The sequence below is a fragment of the Pseudomonas sp. 6D_7.1_Bac1 genome (assembly GCF_025465945.1).
Lineage (GTDB): Bacteria > Pseudomonadota > Gammaproteobacteria > Pseudomonadales > Pseudomonadaceae > Aquipseudomonas.
In genome coordinates this window covers 21,871-47,485 of the sequence record NZ_JANLNW010000073.1, presented here as the reverse complement: position 1 = coordinate 47,485, position 25,615 = coordinate 21,871, and the positions used below count along the sequence as shown (strand labels likewise).

General features: G+C 60.3%; 22 protein-coding genes. 7 read left to right on the top strand and 15 right to left on the bottom strand.

Annotation, left to right across the window (positions count from 1 at the left end; genetic code table 11):
- Positions 1–280: 280 nt before the first annotated feature.
- Genes NTD87_RS20960 through NTD87_RS20950 form a run of 3 tightly spaced genes read left to right on the top strand, consistent with a single transcriptional unit; the run spans position 281 to position 5,504 of the window.
- The gene (locus NTD87_RS20960; RefSeq protein WP_262116095.1) at positions 281–1,390 is read left to right on the top strand and encodes an efflux RND transporter periplasmic adaptor subunit; all 1,110 of its coding nucleotides are present in this window, start codon (positions 281–283) and stop codon (positions 1,388–1,390) included.
- A complete protein-coding gene (locus NTD87_RS20955) occupies positions 1,387–2,454 on the top strand; it encodes an efflux RND transporter periplasmic adaptor subunit (protein WP_262116094.1) in 1,068 nt (355 codons plus the stop codon). The genes NTD87_RS20960 and NTD87_RS20955 overlap by 4 nt, the downstream gene beginning before the upstream one ends.
- Complete coding sequence (locus NTD87_RS20950) at positions 2,451–5,504, top strand: efflux RND transporter permease subunit (RefSeq protein ID WP_262116093.1); 3,054 nt, start codon at positions 2,451–2,453, stop codon at positions 5,502–5,504. The genes NTD87_RS20955 and NTD87_RS20950 overlap by 4 nt, the downstream gene beginning before the upstream one ends.
- A gap of 125 nt (positions 5,505–5,629) precedes the next feature.
- On the opposite strand, the gene NTD87_RS20945 is transcribed toward NTD87_RS20950, so the two are convergent.
- The 12 genes from NTD87_RS20945 to NTD87_RS20890 form a co-directional block, all read right to left on the bottom strand.
- Positions 5,630–6,259, bottom strand: coding sequence for a class I SAM-dependent methyltransferase (locus NTD87_RS20945; RefSeq protein WP_262116092.1), 630 nt, complete (start codon positions 6,257–6,259; stop codon positions 5,630–5,632).
- A 59-nt stretch (positions 6,260–6,318) separates the two neighbouring features.
- Positions 6,319–6,963, bottom strand: a complete 645-nt coding sequence (locus tag NTD87_RS20940) for a methionine ABC transporter permease (RefSeq protein WP_262116091.1) — start codon at positions 6,961–6,963, stop codon at positions 6,319–6,321.
- Positions 6,953–8,077, bottom strand: coding sequence for a methionine ABC transporter ATP-binding protein (locus tag NTD87_RS20935; RefSeq protein WP_262116090.1), 1,125 nt, complete (start codon positions 8,075–8,077; stop codon positions 6,953–6,955). Before NTD87_RS20935 ends, NTD87_RS20940 begins: the two co-directional genes overlap by 11 nt.
- Before the next feature lie 2 nt (positions 8,078–8,079).
- Positions 8,080–8,889 (bottom strand): MetQ/NlpA family ABC transporter substrate-binding protein, encoded by an 810-nt coding sequence (locus tag NTD87_RS20930; protein ID WP_262116089.1) that lies wholly within the window; start codon positions 8,887–8,889, stop codon positions 8,080–8,082.
- Positions 8,890–9,017: 128 nt separating this feature from the next.
- Positions 9,018–10,385 (bottom strand): LLM class flavin-dependent oxidoreductase, encoded by a 1,368-nt coding sequence (locus tag NTD87_RS20925; protein ID WP_262116088.1) that lies wholly within the window; start codon positions 10,383–10,385, stop codon positions 9,018–9,020.
- Positions 10,385–11,578, bottom strand: a complete 1,194-nt coding sequence (locus NTD87_RS20920) for an SfnB family sulfur acquisition oxidoreductase (protein WP_262116087.1) — start codon at positions 11,576–11,578, stop codon at positions 10,385–10,387. The genes NTD87_RS20925 and NTD87_RS20920 overlap by 1 nt, the downstream gene beginning before the upstream one ends.
- Before the next feature lie 39 nt (positions 11,579–11,617).
- Positions 11,618–12,859 (bottom strand): SfnB family sulfur acquisition oxidoreductase, encoded by a 1,242-nt coding sequence (locus NTD87_RS20915; RefSeq protein ID WP_262116086.1) that lies wholly within the window; start codon positions 12,857–12,859, stop codon positions 11,618–11,620.
- Positions 12,860–13,124: 265 nt separating this feature from the next.
- The gene (locus NTD87_RS20910) at positions 13,125–13,868 is read right to left on the bottom strand and encodes a hypothetical protein (RefSeq protein ID WP_262116085.1); all 744 of its coding nucleotides are present in this window, start codon (positions 13,866–13,868) and stop codon (positions 13,125–13,127) included.
- Between the two features lie 508 nt (positions 13,869–14,376).
- Positions 14,377–15,123: an L-cystine ABC transporter ATP-binding protein TcyN gene (gene tcyN, locus NTD87_RS20905; RefSeq protein ID WP_262116084.1), complete on the bottom strand. Its 747-nt coding sequence runs from the start codon at positions 15,121–15,123 to the stop codon at positions 14,377–14,379.
- 4 nt (positions 15,124–15,127) lie between these two features.
- Positions 15,128–15,793 carry a cystine ABC transporter permease gene (tcyL, locus tag NTD87_RS20900; RefSeq protein ID WP_262116083.1) on the bottom strand — a complete coding sequence of 222 codons (666 nt, stop codon included), beginning with the start codon at positions 15,791–15,793 and terminating at the stop codon, positions 15,128–15,130.
- Positions 15,793–16,587: a cystine ABC transporter substrate-binding protein gene (gene tcyJ / locus NTD87_RS20895; protein ID WP_262116082.1), complete on the bottom strand. Its 795-nt coding sequence runs from the start codon at positions 16,585–16,587 to the stop codon at positions 15,793–15,795. Before tcyJ ends, tcyL begins: the two co-directional genes overlap by 1 nt.
- A gap of 380 nt (positions 16,588–16,967) precedes the next feature.
- On the bottom strand, positions 16,968–17,960 hold the full coding sequence (locus tag NTD87_RS20890; protein WP_262116081.1) for a D-cysteine desulfhydrase: 993 nt from the start codon (positions 17,958–17,960) through the stop codon (positions 16,968–16,970).
- A gap of 195 nt (positions 17,961–18,155) precedes the next feature.
- On the opposite strand from NTD87_RS20890, the gene epsC reads away from it, so the two are divergent.
- Together epsC and betT are read left to right on the top strand one after the other, a co-directional pair.
- Positions 18,156–19,082, top strand: a complete 927-nt coding sequence (gene epsC / locus NTD87_RS20885; protein WP_262116080.1) for a serine O-acetyltransferase EpsC — start codon at positions 18,156–18,158, stop codon at positions 19,080–19,082.
- Between the two features lie 368 nt (positions 19,083–19,450).
- Positions 19,451–21,412: a choline transporter BetT gene (betT, locus tag NTD87_RS20880; RefSeq protein ID WP_262116111.1), complete on the top strand. Its 1,962-nt coding sequence runs from the start codon at positions 19,451–19,453 to the stop codon at positions 21,410–21,412.
- Between the two features lie 34 nt (positions 21,413–21,446).
- Here the strand turns inward: betT and NTD87_RS20875 are convergent, their stop codons facing one another.
- Together NTD87_RS20875 and NTD87_RS20870 are read right to left on the bottom strand one after the other, a co-directional pair.
- On the bottom strand, positions 21,447–21,701 hold the full coding sequence (locus NTD87_RS20875) for a hypothetical protein (protein WP_262116079.1): 255 nt from the start codon (positions 21,699–21,701) through the stop codon (positions 21,447–21,449).
- 64 nt (positions 21,702–21,765) lie between these two features.
- On the bottom strand, positions 21,766–22,506 hold the full coding sequence (locus NTD87_RS20870) for an SDR family oxidoreductase (protein ID WP_262116078.1): 741 nt from the start codon (positions 22,504–22,506) through the stop codon (positions 21,766–21,768).
- A 129-nt stretch (positions 22,507–22,635) separates the two neighbouring features.
- On the opposite strand from NTD87_RS20870, the gene NTD87_RS20865 reads away from it, so the two are divergent.
- Positions 22,636–23,538, top strand: coding sequence for a LysR family transcriptional regulator (locus tag NTD87_RS20865; protein ID WP_262116077.1), 903 nt, complete (start codon positions 22,636–22,638; stop codon positions 23,536–23,538).
- A gap of 100 nt (positions 23,539–23,638) precedes the next feature.
- Positions 23,639–24,676: an L-glyceraldehyde 3-phosphate reductase gene (mgrA, locus tag NTD87_RS20860; protein WP_262116076.1), complete on the top strand. Its 1,038-nt coding sequence runs from the start codon at positions 23,639–23,641 to the stop codon at positions 24,674–24,676.
- Between the two features lie 92 nt (positions 24,677–24,768).
- On the opposite strand, the gene tauD is transcribed toward mgrA, so the two are convergent.
- Positions 24,769–25,611 (bottom strand): taurine dioxygenase, encoded by an 843-nt coding sequence (tauD, locus tag NTD87_RS20855; RefSeq protein WP_262116075.1) that lies wholly within the window; start codon positions 25,609–25,611, stop codon positions 24,769–24,771.
- Positions 25,612–25,615 lie beyond the last annotated feature (4 nt).

The following is a 25,615-nucleotide window of genomic DNA, read 5'->3' as shown; positions in this document are numbered from 1 at the left end:
GTGATCTTTCGGACGCCATCGCGAGCAGGCTCGCTCCCACATTGATCTTCAGTGAACACAAAATAAGTGCTCACCGACGATCCCCTGTGGGAGCGAGCCTGCTCGCGATTGGGTGTGTCAGTCGCCAATCAATCCGGCCAGTTCCACACAGTGTATCCAGCCCGCTCCCCTCGCCACAAAGCGCCCTCAATTTTCAGCCTCTGGGTACAGCGGCTGAACCCTGATCTAAGCTCACAGTCGTATCGACACTTGTCCGCCCGTATTACGCAAAGGAGCCTGCATGGCTGGTCCCGGATTGAAATGTATCGTTGGCCTGAGTCTCTTTGCCCTATTGGCCGCGTGCGGTGACAAGAAGCCGGTCGATAAGGAACGTCCACGGGTGTTTGTGCAAGAGGTCAAGCCTGCGAATTTCGCGGCCTCGGTCACCTTGACCGGCGATGTACAGGCACGGGTTCAGACGCAGTTGTCGTTCCGCGTTGCCGGCAAGATCATCCAGCGCATGGTGGATATCGGCGATCGCGTTTCGGCCAAACAAGTGTTGGCCAGACTCGACCCGAAAGACCTGCAGAGCAGTGTTGATTCAGCCCAGGCCCAGGTGGTCGCCGAGCAGGCGCGGGTCAAGCAGGCCGCCGCTGCCTTCGTGCGCCAGCAAAAACTCCTGCCCAAGGGCTACACCAGCCAAAGCGAATACGATTCCGCTCAAGCTGCGTTGAGTAGCAACCAGAGCGCGTTGACCGCCGCGCAGGCGCAGTTGGCCAATGCCCGCGAACAATTGAGTTACACCGCGCTGGTGGCCGACGCGCCCGGTGTGATCACCGCGCGTCAGGCTGAAGTCGGCCAGGTAGTGCAGGCCACGGTGCCGATTTTCAGTCTGGCTCGGGATGGCGAGCGTGACGCGGTGTTCAATATCTATGAATCGTTGTTGAGCGCACCGCCATCGGACCGATCGGTGATGGTCAGTCTGCTCGACAATCCGAAGATCAAAACCACCGGTACTGTGCGCGAAATCACCCCGGCGGTGTCGGCGCAAACCGGTACGGTGCAGGTCAAAGTTACCCTCAGCGAATTGCCCGAAGGCATGCGGCTGGGCTCGGTGGTCAGTGCCACGGCCAAAGTGCCGGGCAAGTCTGTGGTCGAGTTGCCCTGGGCGGCGCTGACCAAGAACCTCAGCGAGCCAGCCGTGTGGACAGTGGACGCTGATGGCAAGGCTCAGTTACACACGGTCAAGGTCGGCCGCTATCTGACCGGCAAAGTGATCATCAGCGAAGGCCTGAACGGCGGCGAGAAAGTCGTCACGGCCGGCGGCCAATTGTTGCATCCCGATGTGTTGGTAGAGATCGTCACACCGCCCGCCGAAGGTTCGGCTCAATCGTCGGGAGCCCAGCCATGAAGCGTGTGTTGCTGTTATCGGTGGGCCTGCTATTGGCTGCCTGTTCGAAACAGGAGGCGCCGCCAGAGCCTGTGCGCCCGGTGCTGTCCATCGAAGTGCAGTCTCTGGACCAGCAAGACCTCGGGCGTTTCGCCGGTAACATTCAGGCGCGCTTTGAAAGCAACATCGGTTTCCGTGTGCCGGGACGAATCGCCAGCCGCAATGTGGATGTCGGCAGTGAGGTCAAGAAGGGCGCCCTGCTGGCGACCCTCGACCCGACCGACCAGCAGAACCAGTTACGTGCCGCCCAGGGCGATCTGGCGAAGATCGAGGCGCAGTTGATCAACGCCCAGGCCAATGCACGCCGTCAGCAGGAACTGTTCAACCAAGGTGTGGGTGCCCAGGCGCAACTGGACATCGCCCAGACCAACCTGAAAACCACCCAGGCTTCGCTGGATCAAGCCAACGCCTCGGTCAGCCAGGCCAATGACCAGCTCAATTACACCGAACTGCGCACCGACCACGCCGCGATTGTCACGGCCTGGAACGCCGAGGCCGGGCAGGTCGTCACGGCGGGCCAGCAAGTGGTGACGTTGGCGCGGCCGGACATCAAGGAGGCGGTGATCGACCTGCCGGCGGGCCTCGCCGAGCGGCTGCCCACCGACGTCGTGTTTGAAGTGGCGGCGCAACTTGATCCCACCATTCACGCCACGGCCACCGTCCGTGAGATCGAGCCGCAGGCGCAAAGTGCGACCCGTACCCGTCGCGCTCGTTTGACTCTGGCCGAGACTCCACCGGGTTTTCGTCTTGGCACGGCGATCAGCGTGACCTTGAGCTCAGCCATCGAGCCGCGTATCGAATTGCCGCTGACGGCCGTGCAGGAAGTCGACGGCAAAACCCGTATCTGGGTGGTCGACAAACAGACCCAAACCGTTTCCCCGCGAGACGTCACCCTGCTCAGCCGTGGTGCTGACAGCGTAATTCTCGGGCACGGTGTCAAAAGCGGTGAGCGAGTGGTCAGCGCCGGTGTGAACAGCCTCAAACCGGGGCAAAAAGTCAAAGTCGACGAGGACAGCCCGCGATGAAAGGGAGCTTCAACTTATCCGAATGGGCCCTCAAGCATCAGTCCTTCGTCTGGTACCTGATGTTCGTCGCCTTGCTGATGGGGGTGTTCTCGTACCTCAACCTGGGGCGCGAAGAAGACCCGTCGTTCACCATCAAAACCATGGTGATCCAGACCCGTTGGCCCGGCGCGACCCAGGAAGAAACCCTCAAGCAGGTCACTGACCGTATCGAGAAAAAACTCGAAGAGCTCGACTCGCTCGACTACGTGAAAAGCTACACCCGCCCCGGCGAATCCACGGTGTACGTCTACTTGCGTGACACCACCAGTGGCAAGGACATCCCGGAAATTTGGTATCAGGTGCGCAAGAAGATAAATGACATTCGCGGCACCTTCCCCCAGGGCATACAGGGGCCGTCGTTCAACGACGAGTTCGGTGATGTGTTCGGTTCGATCTACGCCTTTACCGCCGACGGTCTGTCGATGCGCCAGTTGCGCGACTACGTCGAGCAGGCCCGTGTCGAGATCCGCGACGTACCGGGGCTGGGCAAGATCGAAATGGTCGGCCAGCAGAACGAAGTGCTTTATCTGAACTTCTCCACCCGCAAACTGGCGGCACTGGGCATCGACCAGCGCCAGGTGGTGCAGAGCCTGCAAACCCAGAACGCGGTAACCCCGGCCGGGGTGATCGAGGCGGGGCCTGAGCGGATTTCCGTGCGCACGTCCGGGCAGTTCGCGTCGGAGAAAGACCTGGCGGCGGTCAACTTGCGGCTCAATGACCGTTTCTATCGGTTGGCCGACATCGCTGAAATCACTCGCGGTTACGTCGACCCGGCGTCACCGCTGTTCCGCTTCAACGGGCAGCCGGCCATCGGCCTGGCGATTGCCATGCAGAAGGGCGGCAACATTCAGGCCTTCGGCAAGGCGCTGCACAAACGTATTGACGAACTCACCGCCGACCTGCCGGTGGGCGTCGGTGTGCATAAGGTGTCGGATCAGGCCGAAGTGGTGGAAGAGGCGGTCGGCGGCTTTACCAGCGCACTGTTCGAGGCGGTCATCATCGTGCTGCTGGTCAGTTTCATCAGCCTTGGCGTGCGCGCCGGATTGGTGGTGGCCTGCTCGATTCCGCTGGTGCTGGCGATGGTCTTCGTGTTCATGGAGTACAGCGGCATCACCATGCAACGGATTTCCCTCGGGGCGCTGATCATTTCCCTTGGGCTGTTGGTGGACGACGCGATGATCACCGTCGAGATGATGGTCACGCGTCTGGAAATGGGCGAAACCAAGGAGCAGGCGGCAACTTTCGCCTACACCTCGACCGCGTTCCCGATGCTCACCGGGACCTTGGTAACGGTCGCAGGCTTCGTGCCGATTGGCCTGAACGCCAGCTCTGCCGGTGAGTACACCTTCACCTTGTTTGCGGTCATTGCCGTGGCCATGATCGTGTCGTGGATTGTCGCGGTGCTGTTCGCCCCGGTGATCGGCGTGCACATCCTCAGCGCTAACGTGAAACCGCATGCTGCGGAGCCCGGGCGCATCGGCAAGGCCTTCAACAGTGGCTTGTTGTGGAGCATGCGCAATCGCTGGTGGGCCATCGGCATCACGGTGCTGTGTTTCCTGCTGGCGGTGTTTTCCATGCGTTTTGTGCAGAATCAGTTCTTCCCGTCGTCGGATCGTCCGGAAATCCTCGTCGACCTGAACCTGCCGCAAAACGCCTCGATGGATGAAACCCGCAAGGCCGTCGATCGTCTCGAAGCGACCCTCAAGGGCGACCCGGATATCGTGCGCTGGAGCACCTACATCGGTCAGGGCGCGATTCGCTTTTACCTGCCGCTCGACCAGCAACTGCAGAACCCCTACTACGCGCAACTGGTGATCGTCAGCAAGGACTTCAAGTCCCGGGCAGTGCTGAGCGAGCGCTTGCGCGAACGGCTGCGCAAGGACTTCGTCGGCATAGGCAGCTACGTGCAGGCCCTGGAAATGGGCCCACCCGTGGGCCGGCCGATGCAATACCGGGTCAGCGGTCCGGATATCGATCAGGTGCGCAAACATGCCATCGACCTGGCCAGTGAACTGGACAAGAGCCCGCACATTGGCGAGATCATTTTCGACTGGAACGAACCGGGCAAAGTCCTGCGCATCGACATCGCCCAGGACAAGGCGCGGCAACTCGGGTTGTCGTCCGCAGACGTGGCGAACCTGATGAACAGCATCGTCAGTGGCTCGGCGGTGACTCAGGTCGACGATGACATCTACCTGATCAACGTGGTTGGTCGCGCCGTGGACGCCGAGCGCGGTACGCCTGAGACCCTGCAAAACCTGCAAATCGTCACGCCTGGCGGAACGTCGATCCCGTTGCTGGCCTTCGCCACTGTGCGCTATGAACTGGAGCAGCCACTGGTCTGGCGCCGCGACCGCAAACCGACCATTACCATCAAGGCCGCAGTGCGCGACGAGATTCAGCCGACTGACCTGGTGAAACTGCTGAAACCGGCTATCGACACCTTCGCCGCCGGGTTGCCGGTGGGCTACAAGGTCGCCACGGGCGGTACGGTCGAAGAAAGCGGCAAGGCCCAAGGGCCGATCGCCAAAGTCGTGCCGCTGATGCTGTTTCTGATGGCGACGTTCCTGATGATCCAGTTGCACAGCGTACAGAAGCTGTTTCTGGTGGCGAGTGTCGCGCCGCTGGGCTTGATCGGCGTGGTGTTGGCGCTGGTTCCGTCGGGGACGCCGATGGGCTTCGTGGCGATTCTGGGGATTCTCGCGCTGATCGGCATCATCATCCGTAACTCGGTGATTCTGGTGACCCAGATCGACGAGTTCGAGCGCAACGGATATTCACCGTGGGACGCCGTGGTGCAAGCCACCGAACACCGCCGCCGCCCGATCCTGCTGACGGCCGCTGCGGCCAGCCTGGGCATGATCCCGATTGCCCGGGAGGTGTTCTGGGGGCCGATGGCCTACGCGATGATTGGCGGGATCATCGTCGCCACCTTGCTGACGCTGTTGTTCCTGCCGGCGCTGTATGTGGCCTGGTACAAGATCAAGGAGCCAAAGAAAACAGTGCAGTAATGGCGAGCGCTTCGCGCTCATCGCGAGCAGGCTCGCTCCCACACTGAACCGCGTTGGGCGCAGAATTTGTGTCCACTGAAGATCATATGTGGGAGCGAGCCTGCTCGCGATAGCGTCCTGACAGGCTACGCCGCTTTACGCCAGACACTCGCCAACCAAGGCTGCTGATCCCTCGGCAGCCCTGCCGGCCGATAGTAATGCTCCAACTCGACAAACCCCGCCGCCGTCAGCAGTTCCTGCCACGCCGCGAGATCGTGATACGCCCCAAAGCGCGGGCCATTCCAGCCCTCACGGTTGTCCCCTCGCGGATTCGAACTGAACAACACGCCACCCGGTTTCAACGTTCCGTGCAGTTGCTTCAAAACCCGTGGTAATTCCTGAACCGGAATATGAAACAGCACCGCGTTGGCGAAAATTCCGTCGAAGCGTTCGGCCGGCAGATCGAGTTTCAGAAAGTCTTGCTGCCAGACTTCGCAACCGCTGTCGTCGCGGGCCATCTGTGCAAAACGCTCGCAGCCATCCAGGCCGATGCCAATGTGGCCCATGGCGGTGAAGGTTTTCAGGTCACGGCCCGGACCACAGCCAAAATCGAGCACCGTGAACGGCGCCGTACCCTGAATGTGCCGCAACAGCGCATCGATGTTCTGGCTGACATCGTGGTCACGTGTGCCTTCACGGAAATCTTCGGCGACCTGGTTGTAGTGGCCCAGAGTGGTCGCGGTGATCTGTTCGAGGTCGTCAGGTGTGTGTTTCATGGCGGCTGCGCAGGTGAGGGGACATGCACCGACTATAAGCGTTTTGCGTTGTGGGGGGATTACCGCTTGTTCAAACCCCGCGCCAACCGATCCCCACCCAACTGAATCACCGCCACCAGTATCACCAGCAACACGATCACCGTGAGCATGACCTGGCTGTCGAAACGCTGGTAACCGTAACGGTAGGCAATGTCGCCCAGCCCGCCGGCACCAATGGCCCCAGCCATGGCCGAGGAGTTGATCATGGTCACCAGGGTGATGGTGAAACCACCCACAATCCCCGGCAACGCCTCAGGCAGCAGCACATGCCAGACGATATGCCAACGCCGGCAGCCCATCGCCTGGGCGGCTTCGATCAGGCCATGGTCGACCTCGCGCAAGCTGACCTCGGCGATACGGGCAAAGAATGGCGTGGCAGCGATGGTAAGCGGCACCACGGCGGCCCAGACGCCGTAAGTGGTGCCGACGATCAGCCGAGTGAAGGGAATCAGCGCGACCATCAGAATCAGAAACGGGATCGAGCGGAACAGGTTGACGAAGGCCCCCAGTGCACGGTTCAGCGCGGGCGCTTGGTAGATCCCGCCCTTGTCGCTCGTGACCAGAATCACCGCCAGCGGAATACCCGCCAACAGCGCGATCAGCGACGAGACACCGACCATCAGAAAGGTGTCGATAACGCCCTGCAGCAATCGATCAAACCACATAACCCAGCACCTCCACCTGTTGCGCCCAGTGGCTGGCGCGTTGACGCAGCTCTTCGGCGCCCAGCGATGAACCGCTCACCGCCAACAACAATTGCCCAAGGGCATGGCCCTGAATCCGTTCGACACCGCCTTGCAGCAAGCGCACTCGCCCGCCGAGGGCACTGAACAGCGCCGCCAGGTCCGGCTCATCAAAGCTACTGCCGGTGAACTGCAAGCGCAGCACCAGTGCGGATTCCGACGATTGCGGCTGCACCTGCAAACGGTTTTTCAGTTCTTCCGGCAAGCCATGTTGCAGCGGTGCCAGCAGGGTTTTGCTGACCTCGTGCTGCGGGTTGCCAAACACTTCCCAGACCGGCCCTTGCTCGACGATTCGTCCGTGTTCGAGCACCACCACCCGATCACAGAGATCGCGGATCACCGCCATTTCGTGAGTGATCAGAATGATCGTCAGCCCGAGGCGCTGATTGATCTCGCGCAGCAGGCCGAGGATCGACTGCGTGGTCTCCGGGTCGAGGGCCGAGGTGGCTTCGTCGCAGAGCAGAATCGCCGGGTCGTGCACCAGCGCCCGGGCGATGCCGACGCGCTGTTTTTGCCCGCCCGAGAGTTGCGCCGGATAGACCTTGTGTTTGCCTTGCAGGCCGACCAGTTCCAGCAACTCACGAACCTTTTGTTCGCGTTCGGGTTTCGGCACGCCCGCGACCTTGAGCGGCAGCTCGACGTTCTGCCACACGGTTTTGGCCGACATCAGGTTGAAGTGCTGAAAGATCATGCCGATGCGCCGACGCAGCGCTACCAGGCGGTCCTCATCGAACTCGCCAATGTCCACTTGATCGATCAGCACCCGGCCCGTGCTCGGTTGTTCGAGACGGTTGATGGTGCGGATCAGCGACGACTTGCCGGCGCCACTGCGGCCGATGATGCCGAACACTTCACCGCGCTGGATCGCCAGGTCGATCCCGCGCAGCGCATCCACGGGGCCTTGCTGGCCGTTGTAGGTTTTACCCAGACCGATAAACCGCACGTGGGCGCGATTGAGCTCTGGGTGCAGTTCGGTCTGTTCGGCGCTGCGAGACGGCGGGGTCACCAGTCGAAGCTGGGCGTTGGCGGCATTCATGGTTAACCTTCCCAGCCCGCTTGATAGAGCTTGCCGTGGGCTTTATCCAGGGCTGCGCGAACCACCGGCGAATGCTGGTAGATGTCGACGAACTTGATCAGGCGCGGGTCGGTTTTACTTTTCGGCTGGATCACGAACTGGATCACGTATTCCTTGTGGTCGAGGCCGTCGAACAGCAGCGCCGAGCCGGCATCGAAGGTTTTGGCCAGACGAATGTAGGCCGGGTAGCCCTGTACCAGATCGGCATCGTCATAAGCGCGTACCAGCTGCACGGCTTCGACCTGAAGGATTTTCAGTTTTTTCGGATTGGCGACGATGTCGTCTTCGGTGGCCTTGTAGCCAACACCCGGTTTGAGGGTGATCAACCCGGCCTTGGCCAGCAGTTGCAGACCGCGACCGCTGTTGATCGGATCGTTGGCGATGGCCACGCTGGCGCCCTCGGGCAGCGCGTCCAGGCGTTTGTATTTCTTCGAGTACAGGCCGACGTTGTTGATGATGCCCGGTGCGAACGGCACCAGGTCAAAACCGGCGGCGGCCTTGGCGTTTTCCAGAAACGGGATGTGCTGGAAGTAGTTCACATCGATGTCGCCCGAGGCCAGGCTGACGTTCGGTGCGATCCAGTCGCTGAACTCCACCAGTTCGACCTTCAAGCCTTGTTTGCCGGCCTCTTCGACCGCCGCTTCCAGCGGGATGGCGAAGGCGGCGGTGGTGCCGATTTTCAGCGGCGCGTCGGCGGCGAACGCCACCGAACTGAAGAGGCCGAGGGCCAGGGCCAGTGCTTTGACTGGGAGGGTGAGCAGGTTGTTTTTCATGATGGGTTTCCAGTCAGTGCATGAAGTTAGTGGTGTCTGGTTGGGCCTCATCGCGAGCAGGCTCGCTCCCACAGTGGATCTCCGGTGTTCACGCTTTCCCTGTGGGAGCGAGCCTGCTCGCGATGCTTTTAGCGGCGGAATACCGAGCCCGTGTGTTGCTCGGGCAAATGCGCCTCTGCGTGAAACAGCTTTTCGCGCAAGGTGCCCTCGTCGTAAGCAGTCTTGTAAGACCCGCGCCGTTGCAACTCGGGAATCACCAGGTCGATGAAGTCGACATAGCTTTCCGGGGTAACGATGCGGGTCAGGTTGAAGCCGTCCAGGCCGGTTTCAGCGATCCAGGATTCCAGTTCATCGGCGACCTGCCCGGGCGAGCCGACCACGGTGATGTAGCGTCCGCCCAAGGCGTGTTGCTCCAGCAACTTGCGCCGGGTCCAATCGTTGTTTTGCAGGTTTTTGGTGGCGGACTGGATGGCGTTGCTTTTCACGTACTGGATCGGCTCGTCGAGTTCGTACTCGGAAAAGTCGATCCCGGTCGACGCGGAAAAATGCGCCACCCCGGCCTCGGCGCTGGCGTAGCTCAGGTACTCGGCGTGCTTGGCCCAGGCCAGTTCTTCGCTGGCACCGACGATCACGTTCAAGCCCATGAAGACCTTGATGTCGTGCGGGTTGCGACCTGCACGAGCGGCGCTGGCACGCACCTTGTCCACCTGCACCTTGGTCGAAGCCTTGTTCTGGCCGCTGATGAACACGCACTCGGCGTGTTGCCCGGCGAACACCAGGCCACGCTCCGAGCTACCGGCCTGGAACAGCACGGGTGTGCGCTGTGGTGAAGGCTCGCAGAGGTGATAACCCTCGACCTGATAGAACTCGCCGTGGTGCTCGACCTTGTGCACTTTGCTCGGTTGGGCGTAGACCCGCTGCTCGCGATCATTGATCACTGCGTCGTTTTCCCAACTGCCTTCCCAGAGTTTGTACAGCACCTCAAGGTACTCATCGGCTTGGTCGTAACGCCGGTCATGTTCGACCTGTTCGCTGAGGCCCATGGCCTTGGCGGCGCTGTCGAGGTAGCCGGTGACGATGTTCCAGCCGACCCGGCCACGGCTCAGGTGATCGAGTGTCGACAGACGCCGGGCGAACAGGTACGGCGGCTCATACGTCAGGTTGGCAGTCAGACCGAAACCAAGGTTTCGAGTCACGGCGGCCATGGCCGACACCAGCAGCAACGGGTCGTTGACCGGCAACTGGATCGACTCCTTGAGCGGCACATCGATCGAGTGCTGGTACACGTCGTACACCCCGACGATGTCGGCAATGAACAGCCCGTCAAACAGCCCGCGCTCCAGCAACTGCGCCAGCTCGGTCCAGTATTCGACGCTCTTGTATTGGGTCGAGTTGTCCCGTGGGTGGGTCCACAGACCGTGGTTGATGTGCCCGATGCAGTTCATGTTGAAGGCATTGAGCAGGATCTTTTTTTTCGGTTTCGCAGGCGTACCCATCAAATCGTCCCCCGCAGTGGCGGGTTTTCATTGTTGAGGTAGTAGTTGCCCACCGCGTGATACTTCCAGCGCACCGGGTCGTGCAGGGTGTGCACGCGGGCGTTGCGCCAATGACGGTCCAGGCCGTGTTCGGCCAGGGTGGCCTGGCTGCCGGCCAGTTCGAACAGCGTGCTGCCGGCCGCCAGGGAGATTTCCGTACTGATGGCACGCGCTTCGGCCACGGCAATCGAGGCCGCTGCGATGGTTTCGGCGTTGGTGTCGGCCTGGGCGCGATCGAGAAATTCTCCTGCGCGTTCGAGCAGTGCTTCCGTCGCGTGCAGGCGAATGCTCAGGTGGCCGAAGCTCTTGATCGTCAGCGGGTCTTCGGTGGCCTTGTCGTTACCGGAATCGATCCACGGCCGGGTTTTGGTCCGCACGAAATGCAGCGCGTCTTCATAGGCGGCGCGAGCGATGCCGGTGTCGATGGCCGCATGGAGAATCTGCGCCAGTGGCCCGACCGGGGTTGGACGTTCGAAGGCGCTTTGAAACGGGATCACGTCATCAGCCGAAACGTAGACATCTTCAAACACCACCGAACCGCTGCCGGTGGTGCGCTGGCCGAAGCCGCTCCAGTCGTCGATCACCGTCAGGCCCTGGCTGTCGCGCGGGACGAAGGCCAGTTGTTGGACGCCGTGCTCATCGACCACCGTGGTCGGAATCCGTTGCGCGTAGATCGCCCCGGTGGAGTAGAACTTGCGGCCGTTGATACGAAAGCCGTCGCCCTCTTTCGTCAGGCTAGTGACCCGGTCGTGAGCGGTTTTGGTCCCGAGTTCGGCCAGTGCATTGCCGAAGCGCTGACCGGCGAGGACTTCAGCGTACAGGCGCTTTTGCTGCTCGGGCGTACCGTTCACGCGCAGCACTTCGAGGGCATAAAAATGGTTCTGCGGGATCTGCCCCAGCGAACCGTCGGCCTGGGCGATCAGCGCGATGACTTTGGCCAGGGTGACGTTGGAAACGCCTGCGCCGCCGAATTCCCTGGGCACGCTGATGCCCCACAGACCTGAGCGCGAAAAGACTTCCAGTTCGGGGTAGGGCAGGCGTCGTTCACGGTCGCGCAGGGCGCTGTCGCGTTTGAAGTCTTCGGCCAGATCGCTGGCGACGACGAGGGCTTGTTCATCGCTGGTGATGACCGCGACGGGGTGAGAAAGAGTCATGTGTTTCTCCAGAGATCTGGTCAAAAGTGTTCTGGTCGTTCAGATCCAGGAATGCCGTGAAGGCAAGGTGCCGTTCAGGTGATAGGTGCCCACCGCGTGGTACTTCCAACGCACCGGATCGTGAAGGGTGTGCACGCGTGCGTTGCGCCAGTGGCGGTCGAGGTTGAATTCGGCGAGGGTGGCGCGGCTGCCGGCCAGTTCGAAGAGTTTTTCGCTGGCCAACAGCGAGATCTCGGTGGTCAGCACCTTGGCTTCGGCGACGGCAATCGAAGCGCGGGCGGCGGACTTGGCGGTGACCGGTGCGGCACTGACTTGATCGAGGATCTGCCCGGCCTTGCGCAACAGTGCTTCGGCGGCGTGCAGTTCGATTTTCAGTTTGCCGATGTCGGCAATCACGTAAAGGTCATCGCTGGCGCGTTCGACCTTGGCATCGATCCATGGCCGTGCGCGTTCGCGAACAAAGCTGATGGCATCGTCGATGGCGCCGCGTGCAATGCCGGCGTCGATGGCCGCTTGAATCAGCTGTGACACAGCGCCCTGGATGTTCGGGCTGTCGTTGATCCGCCAGTTTTCCACCACCAGGTCGGCGTCGACCCGCACGTTGTTCAGCAGCACAGTACCGCTGGCGGTGGTGCGTTGGCCGAAACCCGACCAGTCGTCGACGATGCGCAGCCCCGGGGTGCCGCGGCGGACGAAGGCGATGACTTGCTTGCCGTCGTCGTTCAGTGCCTTGACCGCGATCCAGTGAGCGAACAGTGCGCCCGTGGAGTAAAACTTCTGACCATTGATGAGGTAACCGTCACCGTCGGCGGTGATTCGGGCTTTGAGTTCCAGGGTGTTTTTCGTACCGCGTTCTGGCCCCGCGTTGCCGATCCGCCAGCCGTCGAGCACGCTCTGGAACAGCTGCTTTTTCTGCCGCTCGTTGGCGGTGTGCTGGAGCAGGTTGAGAATGCCGAACTGGTTCTGCGGGATTTGTCCCAGCGCCGGGTCGGCTGCAGAAATGATCGCGAAGACTTCGGCGAGGGTGACGAATGAAACACCGGGGCCACCGAACGCTTTGTCGATAGCAATACTGCCCAGGCCACTGCGGGTGAAGTGTTCGATCTCTGCCCACGGCAATTTGCGCTGTTGATCGCGTCGCGCGGCTTGCAGGCGGGCGACCTGAGCGAGTTCACGGGCGGCTTCGAGGGCTTGTGCGTCGTTGCTTAAAACCTGCGCGGGCAACAACAGCGGGGGAATGTCCAGATCACTCTGGACGTTTGCATCTGCCAGATTAGACATCAGCGCCGCTCCTTGGCTGCACGCAATGCCCTGGCGATCTGCACCGGGGTGATTTTGTTCCTGACCATACCTACCTCACATCTCATGGATAAGCCGCATCGTGCGGCGAAATCAAAATCAAGAATGTCCGGTGGTCCGGTTCATATACCCTAATCGTGTATTAAAAATTAATAAACTAACGTTTAGGAATATGCATAGAAGGCCTGCCGTAGCGAGCGCGGACTTTGTGGCGAGGGAGCTAGCTCCCTCGCCACAGCAAGCCCCCTTATTGCCGTGGCTCTTTGGGTGGCACTTTCAGGTAAGGATTGGCGCCGCCGATTTTCAAGGTGCGTGCCGGTGCCCAGCGTGAGTTGTTACCCACCCGGTCGAGGATGCAGTAGGTCACTTCCAGTCGATGGTCTTCGCCGGCTTCGAGAATCACCGCCGGTGGCACCCAGACGTTGATCGGTTGGCCGACGTCGCTCGGTTTGACCTTGGGCAGGTCCATGCGCACGTCGCCCCAGCGCAGGGTGATTTCATCGTCAGCCGCCATGTTCAGATAGGGTTCGATGGTCAGCGGTACGCCGCGTTTGATCTGGTTCGGGTTGACCCCGTGACGGCGGATCATCTCGGGAATGCCCAAGGGTTCCAGGCGCTGGTTTTCATCTGTGCACAGGGTGTGTGGCTGACCGCCCGGGCAGTCGAGTTTGACCTGAACCCGTTTCGCCGCGGACAGCGCCGGGTCTCTTCCGACTTGCATGAGCCGGTAGTGGATACGCGAGCTGCCATTGCGGATAAAACTCTCCGGAACCCGCAGGGTGAGTGGCTGGCCGATATCTGTACGGGTGAGCACCCTGGAAGCCACATAGCAGTTGTCCCAGAACAGTTCGATCAGGTCACCTTCGTCCATGCCGGCATAGGGTGGTATTTCGATTAGCAGGTGAGCGGCGGAGGTGATGTTGATGGCCGATCCGAGCGACTGCGTCAGATGGGGAGCCGCCAGTGCAACTTTGTTCGACAGACAAGTCATGAGTGTTCTCCTTGAAACATCGCAGCGAAGTCCATTTCGAAAGTGTCGAAGGCATTAGTTCAATAACAATTCAGGTTGTTCGATGTTTGGCAGTGGGTCGTTAAGTCTATTCAGGCCGTGTGAAGTGCCTGTGGGTGTCTAGATAAGAGAGTGGTCGATAGAGTGTCAATAGACGAAAGTTGAGAACTTTGGAATGCCGGGCTATTCAGATGTTTCCTACTCACCATCAGTGATTGATGGACATGCTGTCTGACTTTTTCTGAGGTGTTTGCGATATGTGAGCCAGTGTTTCTTGAGCTTTATGGCTTTTGGGCGAGCAAAGCGTGCTGGAGGTTACGCGACAGGAGGTTGTTGCAGGAGGTATCTATATACCGCTCTTGGTAGGGCGGATTAAGTAACGCTGAAAGCGGATGAGTGAAGGGTTATTTCAGTCAGGTATGACGCTTAGTGTCTCTTCCATCCGTGGAAGTTGACAGTTGTTAATGTGCGTCTGGTTTTATGCAGCGCCTCAGGCGTTGAGAAACTTGCTGAGGAATTGCCGGGTTCGTTCTTCTTTTGGATGGGCGAACAACGCCTTCGCTTCGCCCTGTTCGACGATGACGCCCTTGTCGAAAAACACCACCCGGTTGGCCACGTCACGGGCGAAGCCCATTTCGTGGGTGACGATGACCATGGTGCGTTTTTCTTCGGCCAGACCACGAATGGTCGCCAGCACTTCGCCGACCAGTTCCGGATCGAGCGCCGAGGTTGGCTCGTCGAAGAGGATCACTTCCGGCTCCATGGCCAGCGCCCGGGCAATCGCCACGCGCTGTTGCTGCCCACCGGACAGCCTGCGCGGATAAGCGTCTTCCTTGCCCGCCAGGCCGACCTTGGCCAGCAGTTTGCGACCCAGCGCCAACGCTTGATCCCTTGGGATCTTCTTCACCACCAAGGGGCCTTCGATGACGTTTTCCAACGCCGTGCGGTGGGGGAACAGGTTGAAGTTCTGAAACACGAAACCGACGTGCTGGCGCAAACGGCGCACCAGGCTCTGCTGCTGGTTCAGCGGGCGGCTGCCATCGATTTCGATGTCGCCGACCTTGATCCTGCCGCTGGTGGGCTCTTCAAGAAAATTCAGGCATCGCAGGAAGGTGGTCTTGCCCGAGCCGCTAGGGCCGATGATCGCCACCACCTCGCCTTCTTCAACCTTTAGATCGATGCCATTGAGCACCACTTGACCCTTGAACTGCTTTGTCAGTTTTTCCACGACAATCATGGGGTCAGGACTCCTGGTCGTGCCGATTGACCCGCTCTTCCAACTGGTTTTGCAGGTGCGAAAGCACCGTTGCAAGAATCCAGTAGATCAGTGCGGCGGCAAGATACATGGTGAAAATTTCGAAGGTGCGAGCGGTGATCAGCTGTGCCTGACGGAACAGCTCCGGCACCTGAATGGTGGCCGCCAGCGCGGTGTCCTTGACCAGCGAAATGAAGCTGTTGCCCAGTGGCGGCAGCGCCGTGCGTGCGGCTTGCGGCAGGATGGCCCGGCGCAGGGTTTGCGCACGGGTCATGCCGATACTGGCAGCGGCTTCCCACTGGCCGCGTTCGATGGAACTGATCGCGGCACGGAGGATTTCGCAGGCGTAGGCGGCCATGTTCAGCGAGAAGCCGATCAAGGCTGCCGGCAGCGGATCAAGTTCGATACCCAATTGCGGCAAGCCGTAATAGATCACGAACAGTTGCACCAGCAACGGCGTGCCGCGAAAGAACGACACGTAGACGCGAGCGATCCAGCTCACCAGCTTGAAGCGCGACAGGCGCATCAAGGCCAGGCCAAACCCCAGCAACAGACCAAAGAACATCCCGCCCAGGCTGAGGATGACCGTGAAATACGCGCCCTTGAGCAGAAAGGGCGCGGAATCCAGTGCGAGTTGGAAAGCTTCTTCCATTATTGAGTGACGTCAGCGCTGAAGTATTTTTCCGAAAGCTTTTTCAGCGTACCGTCGGCACGCAGCTTGTCGATGGCCTTGTTCACTGCAGCCAGCAGTTCAGGCTCGCCTTTGCGCAGCGCAATGCCGGCTTCCTGACGGGAGAACGCTTCGCCGGCGGCGGCAGTATCCTTGGCCTTTTTGGCGTATTCCAGTGCGGCGAGGCGGTCGATCAGAATGGCGTCGATACGGCCGACACGCAGGTCCTGGAATTTGGTCGGATCATCGTCATAGGTCTTGATGATGGCTTTTGGAACGTTGTCCTTGACCCATTGCTCGTAATTGGTGCCCAGGCCTACGCCGACTTTCTTGCCGGCCAGGTCGGCGGCGGTCTTGATAGTATCTTTGTTCTTGGTCAGGGTCAGCGCCTGAATCCCGGAAACGGTATACGGCTCAGAGAAATCGTACTTTTTCTTGCGCTCGTCCGAGATGGTCACCTGGTTGATCACTGCGTCCAGACGCTTGGATTCCAGCGCTGCGAGGATGCCGTCCCATTTGGTCGGTTGCAGTTTGACCTTCACGCCCAGCTCTTTGGCCAGGGCTTCGGAGAACTCCACTTCGAAGCCGGCCAGTTTGCCGTCGGCATCGACGAAACTGAACGGTGGGTAAGTGCCTTCCAGACCGACGTTGATCACGCCGGCGTCCTTGATTTTTTGCAGCTGCTCACCGGCCACCGCTTGCCCCAACAGGCCAGCACCGAGTACCAGGCCCAGCGAGCCCACCAGCAGATTTCGACGAAACGCGGAAAAATTCATGACTAGCCCCTGTGTTTTCTTATGAAGACGTTTTTTTGGAGAAGCAGGCAAAACCGGGAATTGAACGGCTGCGACATCGTGCCCTAAAAGCAGCGTATGCGTCTCGCGGCAATTGCGCCTGCGGCGGGACTATATGACGAGGCTTTTAGATAGGAAAATAATATAAATTCACTTTGTTATTCGTTATTGGAATATAAGGTTTGAGTGCAATCCCTGTGGCGAGGGAGCTTGCTCCCGCCGGTCGGTCCGCGCTCGGGCGCAGCAACCGCAAATCCCTACAACGCGGTGGATCTGCAAGAAGCGGGTCGCGGGTTTTGGGGACGCTTCGCATCCCAGCGGGAGCAAGCTCCCTCGCCACAGAAGACCTTTTCCCGGCAGATTCAAAACGCCGAGTTGTACGCAAACAACGCCGGTGCGCCGCCGGTGTGCAGGAAGATGATCGGCCCGTCGTTGAAGCGTTGCCGTCCAACACCATCTAGCAGGCCGGCCATGGCCTTGCCGGTGTAGACCGGGTCGAGCAACAGACCTTCCTGGCTGGCCAGCAACTTGACGGCAGCCAGGGTGCCAGCATTTGGCTCGCCGTAGCGCGGGGCGAAATATTCGTCCCACAATTGAACCTTGAAGCTCTTCGGCAGGCTCACGCCCAACAGTTCGGCGGTGCGCTCGGCCAGGCCCTGAACTTTCGGTCGCTGGTCTTCGTCGTTGCGCGAAACGGTGACACCGATCACCGGCAAGTTCGGCAGTACTTCGCTCAATGCCAACGCCAGACCGCTGTGTGTCCCGGCGCTGCCCGACGCCAACACCACCGCGGCAAACTCCAGACCGCTATCTTCGATCTGCCCGGCCAGCTCCAGCCCGGCGCGTACATAGCCCAGCGCACCCAAGGCGTTGGAGCCGCCAATCGGCACCAGATAGGGTTTCTTGCCGTTGCTGCGCTGACGCTCGGCCAAGGCTTGCAACTGTTGGTCGGCGTTGTCGAGGTTGTCCACCAGCTCAACCTTGGCATCAAACAGATCCAGCAGCAGCCGATTGCCGTTACCCAGGTAATTGCTGTCATTGGTACCGATCGGATTCTCCAGCAAGGCGACGCAACCCAGGCCCAGTCTGGCAGCGAGGGCGGCTGTCTGGCGCACATGGTTGGACTGGATTGCGCCTGCGGTGATCAGTGTGTCGGCGCCTTGCGCGAGGGCGTCGGCGGCGAGGTATTCGAGTTTGCGCAGCTTGTTGCCGCCCATGGCCAACGGTGTCAGGTCGTCACGTTTGACGTAGACATCGCGCCCTAGCCAGGCCGACAAGCGTTCGAGCTTTTCCAGCGCGGTGGCATGGGTGAGGAGGTCCAGACGATTAAAACGAGCAAGCTGTTGTTTGATCATGGGGTCGCACGGGTCGAAGAATGTCACTGGACTATAGGCAGGCCGATTTACTCGGGCAACCGCCAACTTCGCTTATGCCAAAAAGTGCTGAGAACAGCACAATTCGTTCTTAATTGCGTTTTGAGCGCATACCGTAAAGTGAACGCCGTTCAGGCGGCCAGAACGTCCGGCCGCAGCACGTGAGGAGTGTTTACCGTGAGCCAGCGTTCCAGCCATTGGCAATTACAGACCATCGTCAGCCAACTGCGTACTGCCCGCGACCAGTGGCGTGCACAGAACGGTCGTATCAGCGGCGAGCAGGGTGGGCGCGAGCTGCCGTCGCGTGCAGCAATGGCAGATATTCTCGAAGCACTCTGTGGTGCGCTGTTCCCGATGCGCCTGGGCCCGGTGGACTTGCGTGAAGAGAGCGAAGATTTCTACGTCGGGCATACGCTGGATGTGGCGCTGAACGCGTTGTTGGCGCAGGCGCGGTTGGAACTGCGCTATGTCGCGCGGCAAAGTGCCCAGGTCGATACCGAAGTCGAGGCGCGGGCGATCAGCCTGGTCCAGGATTTCGCCCTGGCCTTGCCGGGCCTGCGCAGCCTGCTGGATTCCGATGTGCTGGCGGCCTATCACGGCGACCCGGCAGCACGCAGCGTCGATGAAGTGTTGCTGTGCTATCCGGGGATTCTGGCGGTGATTCACCATCGCCTGGCCCACCATTTGTACCGCGCCGGGCTGCCGTTGCTGGCGCGGATCAGTGCGGAAATTGCCCACTCGGCCACCGGTATCGACATTCACCCGGGCGCGCAGATTGGCCGTAGTTTCTTTATCGACCACGGAACGGGTGTGGTGATCGGCGAGACTGCGATCATCGGCGAGCGGGTGCGCATCTACCAGGCCGTGACCCTCGGTGCAAAACGCTTCCCGGCCGACGAAGACGGCCAGTTGCAGAAGGGCCATCCGCGCCATCCAATCGTTGAAGACGATGTGGTGATCTATGCCGGCGCGACCATTCTTGGACGGATCACCATCGGCAAGGGCTCGACGATCGGCGGCAACGTCTGGCTGACCCGCAGCGTGCCGGCTGGTTGCAACCTGACCCAGGCTAATTTGCAGCATGATGATGGGACGCAGAAGTAAGGCTGAGCCTTATAATCGTTCCCGTCATACCCTCCTTGAGCTAGCGTGAAGGCACTCATTTTGGTGGCGAGGGAGCTTGCTCCCGCTCGGCTGCGAAGCAGTCGTCAGCTTCTGAGTTTTTAGGGACGCTGCGCGTCCCAGCGGGAGCAAGCTCCCTCGCCACAGACGCACCGCCGAGCCTTGCGATTAGTCCTCACAGCCCATCCATGTTTAACTTGAACGTTCATTCAAGTTAAACCGGTGGTTCGCTGCCCGCTCACAACAGGAGGCTAGCCTTTGCTGAGTCTGTTACTGACAGCCACGTTTTACCCCCTCGAGGTGCACCTTCCATGAGTGCATCATTCACCCCTCCAAGCGGTCAAATCCGCATGAACCCGCCGGTGTTCTACTTCGCGGCGACCTTCATTTTACTGTTCGGCCTGGTGGTCATCGCCTTCCCGCAACAGTCCGGCGCCTGGCTGCTGGCGGCGCAAAACTGGGCGGCCAACACGGTCGGCTGGTACTACATGCTGGCGATGACTCTGTATCTGGTCTTCGTGGTGGTCACCGCCTTGTCTGGCTACGGCAAGATCAAGCTCGGTGCCGACCACGACGAGCCCGAATTCAGTTACCTGTCCTGGGCCGGCATGCTGTTCGCCGCCGGAATCAGCATCACGCTGTTTTTCTTCTGTGTGTCCGAACCGCTGACGCACATGCTGCAACCGCCCCAGGGTGAAGCCGGCACAGCCGATGCAGCGCGCCAGGCGATGCAGATACTGTTTCTGCATTGGGGCCTGCATGGTTGGGGCGTATTCGCTTTTGTCGGCATGGCGCTGGCCTACTTCGCTTACCGGCATAACCTGCCGCTGGCCCTGCGCTCGGCGTTGTATCCACTGATCGGCAAACGCATCAACGGCCCGATCGGTTACGCGGTGGATGGTTTCGGCATCATCGCCACGGTGTTCGGTCTGGGCGCTGACATGGGCTTCGGCGTGTTGCACCTCAACTCTGGCCTCGACTACTTGTTCGGCATTGCCCACACCCAATGGATTCAGGTCGGCCTGATCACGCTGATGATGGGCGCAGCGATCATTGTCGCCGTCGCCGGCGTCGATAAAGGCGTGCGGGTAATGTCCGACATCAACATGCTGCTGGCCTGCGCGCTGTTGCTGTTTGTGCTGTTCGCCGGTCCCACCCAGCACCTGCTCAACACCCTGATCCAGAACCTGGGCGACTACCTCGGCGCCTTGCCGATGAAGAGTTTCGACCTTTACGCCTACGACAAACCCAACGACTGGCTGGGCGGCTGGACGGTGTTCTATTGGGCGTGGTGGATCGCATGGTCGCCGTTCGTGGGCCTGTTCATCGCCCGTATTTCCCGTGGCCGGACCATCCGCGAATTCGTCTTCGGCGTGCTGCTGATTCCGCTCGGTTTCACCCTGGCGTGGATGTCGATCTTCGGTAACAGCGCCATCGACCAAGTACTCAACCACGGCATGAGCGCCCTCGGCCTGTCGGCCATCGACAACCCGTCGATGACCCTCTATCTGCTGCTGGAAACCTACCCGTGGAGCAAAACGGTGATCGCCATGACGGTGTTCATCAGCTTCGTGTTCTTCGTCACCTCGGCCGACTCCGGCACAGTGGTGCTCTCGACGCTGTCCGCCAAGGGCGGTAACGCCGATGAAGACGGACCGAAATGGCTGCGAGTGTTTTGGGGCGCGATGACCGCACTGGTGACCAGTGCGCTGTTGTTCGCTGGCAGCATCGACTCGTTGAAGTCAGCGGTGGTGCTGACCTCGTTGCCGTTTTCGATGATTTTGCTGCTGATGATGTGGGGGCTGCACAAGGCGTTCTACCTCGAATCGCAGAAGCAGATCGCCCAGTTGCATTCGTTGGCGCCGGTCTCGGCATCGCGGCGCGGCAAGGGTGGCTGGCGTCAGCGCTTGAGCCAGGCCGTGCACTTTCCGTCGCGTGACGAGGTGTACCGTTTCCTCGACACGACGGTGCGTCCGGCGATTGAAGAAGTGACGGCGGTGTTTGTCGAGAAGGGGGTGAACGTGCTCGCTCAACCGGACCCGGCCAACGACAGCGTCAGCCTGGAAATCGGTCACGGCGATCAGCATTCGTTCATCTATCAGGCGCAAATGCGCGGTTACTTCACACCGTCCTTCGCCCGTAGCGGGATGGGACCGAAGGAGCTGCGCAATCGCCGCTACTACCGCGCTGAAGTGCACTTGAGCGAAGGCAGCCAGGACTACGACTTGATGGGCTACACCAAGGAGCAAATCATCAACGACATCCTTGACCAGTACGAGCGGCACATGCAGTTTTTGCATCTGGTGCGCTGACCGAGACCCGGTGGCGCTCAGGCCTCTTTTGGCATCAAGTGTTCAGCGTCATGAACAAGACCAGAGCGGCCACCGGTACACCGAACACCATGAAGCCCACCATCAGCTCGGAGGTCAGCGGTTGCCCGGCGGTGATCAAGCCAATGGCACCGTTGATCACCGTCAGTGCCAACCACAGGACGACGAAGCTGTAGGTCAGGGTCTGCCGACTGAAACCGAGCTTCTGACCGATGAACAGCATCAGCGCCAGCAGGACCAGGCCGAAGGTGATGATGATGGTGGTGTGCATGTTGGTGTGCTCCTGAGCCGGTGTTCGTCATACCGAGCATAGGCGTCGTTCAGAAGAATGGCGCTTAAACCAACCCGCCATTGGCACGCAGGATTTGCCCGTTGACCCACGCGGCAGCCGGGCTGACCAGAAAGGAAATCACGTTGGCGATGTCTTCCGGCTGACCGAGGCGTTCCAGCGGCGGCATCTTGGCGAAGGTCTGGATCTGCTCTTCGCTTTTGCCATGCAGGAACAATTCAGTGGCGACTGGACCTGGGGCCACCGCATTGACCGTGATGTTGCGACCGCGCAGTTCCTTGGCGAACACCTGGGTGAAGGATTCCACCGCCGCTTTGCTGGCGATATACACCGAGTAGCCGGGCAGGTTCATGGCCACGGTGCTGCTGGAAAAGTTGACGATGCGGCCACCGGCATTCAGGCGGGTCGCGGCTTCGCGCAGGGTGTTGAAGGTGCCACGGGTGTTGATGGCGAACGTCTGCTCGAACAGCTCGTCACTGTGCTGTGCCAGCGGCAACACCTTGAGAATCCCGGCGTTGTTCACCAGCACATCGACTTTGCCCAGTTGCGCTTCGGTTTCGTCGAACATCCGGCGTACGTCGGCTGCGTTGGACACGTCGGCCTTGATCGCTATGGCTTGATGTCCGGCCTGGCGCAGCTCGACGACCAATTTTGATGCTTCATTGGCGCTGCTGGTGTAGTTGATGGCGACGGCGAAACCTTCGCAGGCGAGTTGTTTGGCGATCACGGCACCGATGCCGCGGGAGGCGCCGGTCACGATGGCAACTTTCGATGTTTGAGTAGTCATGGCGGTGTTTCCTTTGAGGTTGTTGGCGGGGTGTGGAGCTAGATTCACCTGTTTACTCATGGCGATAAATGCACGAGAGTTGCCTTGACTGTTCAATAATCGCCAACAATCGAGTGCCAGGAGCACCCCGTGGATCAAGTCAAAGCGATGAAGGTTTTCGTGCGGATCTACGAGCGCAGCAGCTTCACGCTCGCCGCCGATGACTTGAACCTGCCCCGCGCCACCCTGACCCACACCCTCAACCAGTTCGAAGCCTGGCTCGGTACCCGATTGCTGGAGCGCAGCACGCGACGCGTCCGTCCTACGCTCGACGGCGAGGCGTATTACCTGCGTTGTGTGCAGTTGCTGGCAGAGTTGGAGGAGGCTGAACAGGCCTTCCGGACAGTGGCGCCGAAAGGGCGGTTGCGGGTCGATTTACACGGCACCTTGGCCAAGTACTTCGTGATTCCGGCATTGCCGCAATTCATGGCGCGCTACCCGCAGATCGAGTTGTCCATCAGCGAGGCGGACCGCTTTGTCGACTTGATCGCCGAGGGAGTGGATTGCGTGCTGCGCGCCGGCACGTTGGGGGACTCGGCGTTGATTGGGCGGCGTGTCGCAACTTTGCGCCAGATCACCTGCGCCAGCCCGGCCTACCTGCGTAAATACGGTGAACCGAAAAATCTGGCGGACCTGACTCACCATCGCGCGGTGAACTACGTCTCGCGCACCACCGCCAAGCTGTTCCCGTTCGAATTCATGGTCGATGGCGAGCTCAAGGAAGTCGCCATCGACGGCGCGCTGTCGGTGTTCGGCGCAGAAATTTATGCAGCGTCGGCGGTTGCCGGGCTGGGGCTGATCCAATGCCCGCACTACCGCATGGCCGAGCAGATTTCCCAAGGGTTAGTGCAAGAGGTGTTGATCGACACACCGCCGCCACCGATGCCGGTTTCCGTGCTGTACCCGCACAACCGACACATGTCGCCACGGGTGCGGGTGTTTGTGGATTGGGTGGCGGAAGTGTTTGCGCAGGCGCCGAGTAAAATTATGTGAAACGTTTCAGCATTTAGTCGACCCCCCGTTTTGAATATGTTGTCTAGGCGTATGCTGGGCAACGCTGACGACTTCGTCGTTCAAAACAAGAGAGGGTTCGATGACTTACACCGCTGCTGCTGATCGTTACGACTCCATCCCTTACCGCCGCGTCGGTCGCAGCGGGCTGGTGCTGCCGGCACTGTCCCTGGGCCTGTGGCACAACTTCGGTGACAGCACGCCGATCGATACCCAGCGAGCGTTGCTGCGTACCGCCTTCGACCTGGGCATCAACCACTTCGACCTGGCCAACAACTACGGCCCGCCGTACGGCAGCGCCGAGATCAACTTCGGCCGTTTGCTGCGCGAAGATTTCAAGCCGTATCGCGATGAACTGATCATCTCCAGCAAGGCGGGTTGGGACATGTGGCCCGGCCCTTACGGCCAGGGCGGTGGCTCACGCAAATACGTGCTGGCCAGCCTCGACCAGAGCCTGCAACGCCTGGGCGTCGACTACGTGGACATCTTCTATTCCCACCGCTTCGACCCGGACACACCACTGGAAGAAACTGCCAGCGCACTGGCCACAGCGGTGCAGCAGGGCAAGGCGTTGTACATCGGCATTTCGTCCTATTCCGGGGCGAAAACCCGTGAAATGGCAGCGCTATTGAAAGAGTGGAAAGTCCCGTTGCTCATCCACCAACCGGCTTACAACCTGCTCAACCGATGGGTGGAAAAAGACCTGCTGGACACTACCGACGAGCTCGGCGCGGGTGTGATTGCCTTCACTCCGTTGGCTCAAGGCCTGCTGACTGACAAGTACCTAAACGGCGTGCCGGCTGACGCGCGGGTCAATCGTCCGGGTGGTGGCTCGCTGCAAGCCTCGCACCTGTCCGATGCCAACATTGCCCTTGTGCGCGGCCTTAACGAAATCGCCAAACGTCGTGGCCAAAGCCTGGCGCAAATGGCCCTGGCCTGGACTCTGCGCGATCCACGGGTGACCTCGGCGCTGATCGGCGCCAGCCGCCCGGAGCAGATCATCGAGAACGTAGGGGCGCTGAAGAATTTGAGCTTCAGCGTTGAGGAACTGGCGGAGATTGACCGGTTTGCCCAGGAAGGCGGGATCAACTTGTGGGAGAAGCCTTCGACGGCGGAGTAAGTGTTCGGCGCCAGATCTTCTGGCGCTCGTCAGACCGCTTTCGCGAGCCTGCTCGCGATGGGGCCCTATCTGTCAGCAAAGAAGCTGGGTGTTTACCTGTAAAACGGCACATCCCCCAACACCGTCGCCCGGTGCATCACTCGCCGCGCTGGCCGGTAATCATCCACGGCAAAATGCTGGGTCACGCGGTTATCCCAGAACGCCACGTCGTTTTCCTGCCAACGCCAGCGAATCGTAAATTCCGGCCGGGTAGCATGGGCGAACAACAACTTCAAAATCGCTTCGCTTTCGGTTTCCGAGAGTTCGTTGATACGGGTAGTGAAGCCTTCGTTGACGAACAACGACTTGCGCCCGCTCACCGGATGCGTGCGGATCACCGGGTGCGACAGTGGCGGATTCTTCTTGCGGGCTTCTTCCCATTGGGCCAAGGCTTCAGGCGTGGTGCCGAAGCGCTCCAGGGGGAAGGATTTGACGAAGTCGTGGGTCGCGGTCAGGCCTTGCAGCAGGTTTTGCAGAGGTATTGAGAGGGCCTCGTATGCCGCAATGCCGCTGGCCCACAAGGTGTCGCCACCAAACTCCGGCAACAGCTTGGCGCTAAGCACCGCGCCGAGGGCCGGGGTCGGCAGGAAGGTCACGTCGGTGTGCCACACCGCGTTGTCGCGCACGTCGGTTTCGGCCGTGTCGAGGATCAGTACCTGCGGCTGTTCCGGCACGTTCGGGTAAATCGGATGAATGTGCAGGTCGCCGAAACTCGCCGCAAAGCGTGCTTGTTGCTGCGGGTTGATCGGCTGCTCGCGAAAGAACAGCACTTGATGCTTGAGTAGCGCTTGCTCGATGGCGTCACGTTGTTCGACGTTCAGCGGCTGGGAGATATCGACGCCGCTGATCTGCGCGCCGAGGGCGCTGCTGAGTGGGGTGATGGTCAGGCTGCTCATGGCT

Excerpts from the sequence above, each read along its gene's own strand:
- NTD87_RS20960 (WP_262116095.1), top strand. The coding sequence starts at position 281 with ATGGCTGGTCCCGGATTGAAATGTATCGTTGGCCTGAGTCTCTTTGCC.
- NTD87_RS20955 (WP_262116094.1), top strand. The coding sequence starts at position 1,387 with ATGAAGCGTGTGTTGCTGTTATCGGTGGGCCTGCTATTGGCTGCCTGT.
- NTD87_RS20950 (WP_262116093.1), top strand. The coding sequence starts at position 2,451 with ATGAAAGGGAGCTTCAACTTATCCGAATGGGCCCTCAAGCATCAGTCC.
- NTD87_RS20945 (WP_262116092.1), bottom strand. The coding sequence starts at position 6,259 with ATGAAACACACACCTGACGACCTCGAACAGATCACCGCGACCACTCTG.
- NTD87_RS20940 (WP_262116091.1), bottom strand. The coding sequence starts at position 6,963 with ATGTGGTTTGATCGATTGCTGCAGGGCGTTATCGACACCTTTCTGATG.
- NTD87_RS20935 (WP_262116090.1), bottom strand. The coding sequence starts at position 8,077 with ATGAATGCCGCCAACGCCCAGCTTCGACTGGTGACCCCGCCGTCTCGC.
- NTD87_RS20930 (WP_262116089.1), bottom strand. The coding sequence starts at position 8,889 with ATGAAAAACAACCTGCTCACCCTCCCAGTCAAAGCACTGGCCCTGGCC.
- NTD87_RS20925 (WP_262116088.1), bottom strand. The coding sequence starts at position 10,385 with ATGGGTACGCCTGCGAAACCGAAAAAAAAGATCCTGCTCAATGCCTTC.
- NTD87_RS20920 (WP_262116087.1), bottom strand. The coding sequence starts at position 11,578 with ATGACTCTTTCTCACCCCGTCGCGGTCATCACCAGCGATGAACAAGCC.
- NTD87_RS20915 (WP_262116086.1), bottom strand. The coding sequence starts at position 12,859 with ATGTCTAATCTGGCAGATGCAAACGTCCAGAGTGATCTGGACATTCCC.
- NTD87_RS20910 (WP_262116085.1), bottom strand. The coding sequence starts at position 13,868 with ATGACTTGTCTGTCGAACAAAGTTGCACTGGCGGCTCCCCATCTGACG.
- tcyN (WP_262116084.1), bottom strand. The coding sequence starts at position 15,123 with ATGATTGTCGTGGAAAAACTGACAAAGCAGTTCAAGGGTCAAGTGGTG.
- tcyL (WP_262116083.1), bottom strand. The coding sequence starts at position 15,793 with ATGGAAGAAGCTTTCCAACTCGCACTGGATTCCGCGCCCTTTCTGCTC.
- tcyJ (WP_262116082.1), bottom strand. The coding sequence starts at position 16,587 with ATGAATTTTTCCGCGTTTCGTCGAAATCTGCTGGTGGGCTCGCTGGGC.
- NTD87_RS20890 (WP_262116081.1), bottom strand. The coding sequence starts at position 17,960 with ATGATCAAACAACAGCTTGCTCGTTTTAATCGTCTGGACCTCCTCACC.
- betT (WP_262116111.1), top strand. The coding sequence starts at position 19,451 with ATGAACCCGCCGGTGTTCTACTTCGCGGCGACCTTCATTTTACTGTTC.
- NTD87_RS20875 (WP_262116079.1), bottom strand. The coding sequence starts at position 21,701 with ATGCACACCACCATCATCATCACCTTCGGCCTGGTCCTGCTGGCGCTG.
- NTD87_RS20870 (WP_262116078.1), bottom strand. The coding sequence starts at position 22,506 with ATGACTACTCAAACATCGAAAGTTGCCATCGTGACCGGCGCCTCCCGC.
- mgrA (WP_262116076.1), top strand. The coding sequence starts at position 23,639 with ATGACTTACACCGCTGCTGCTGATCGTTACGACTCCATCCCTTACCGC.
- tauD (WP_262116075.1), bottom strand. The coding sequence starts at position 25,611 with ATGAGCAGCCTGACCATCACCCCACTCAGCAGCGCCCTCGGCGCGCAG.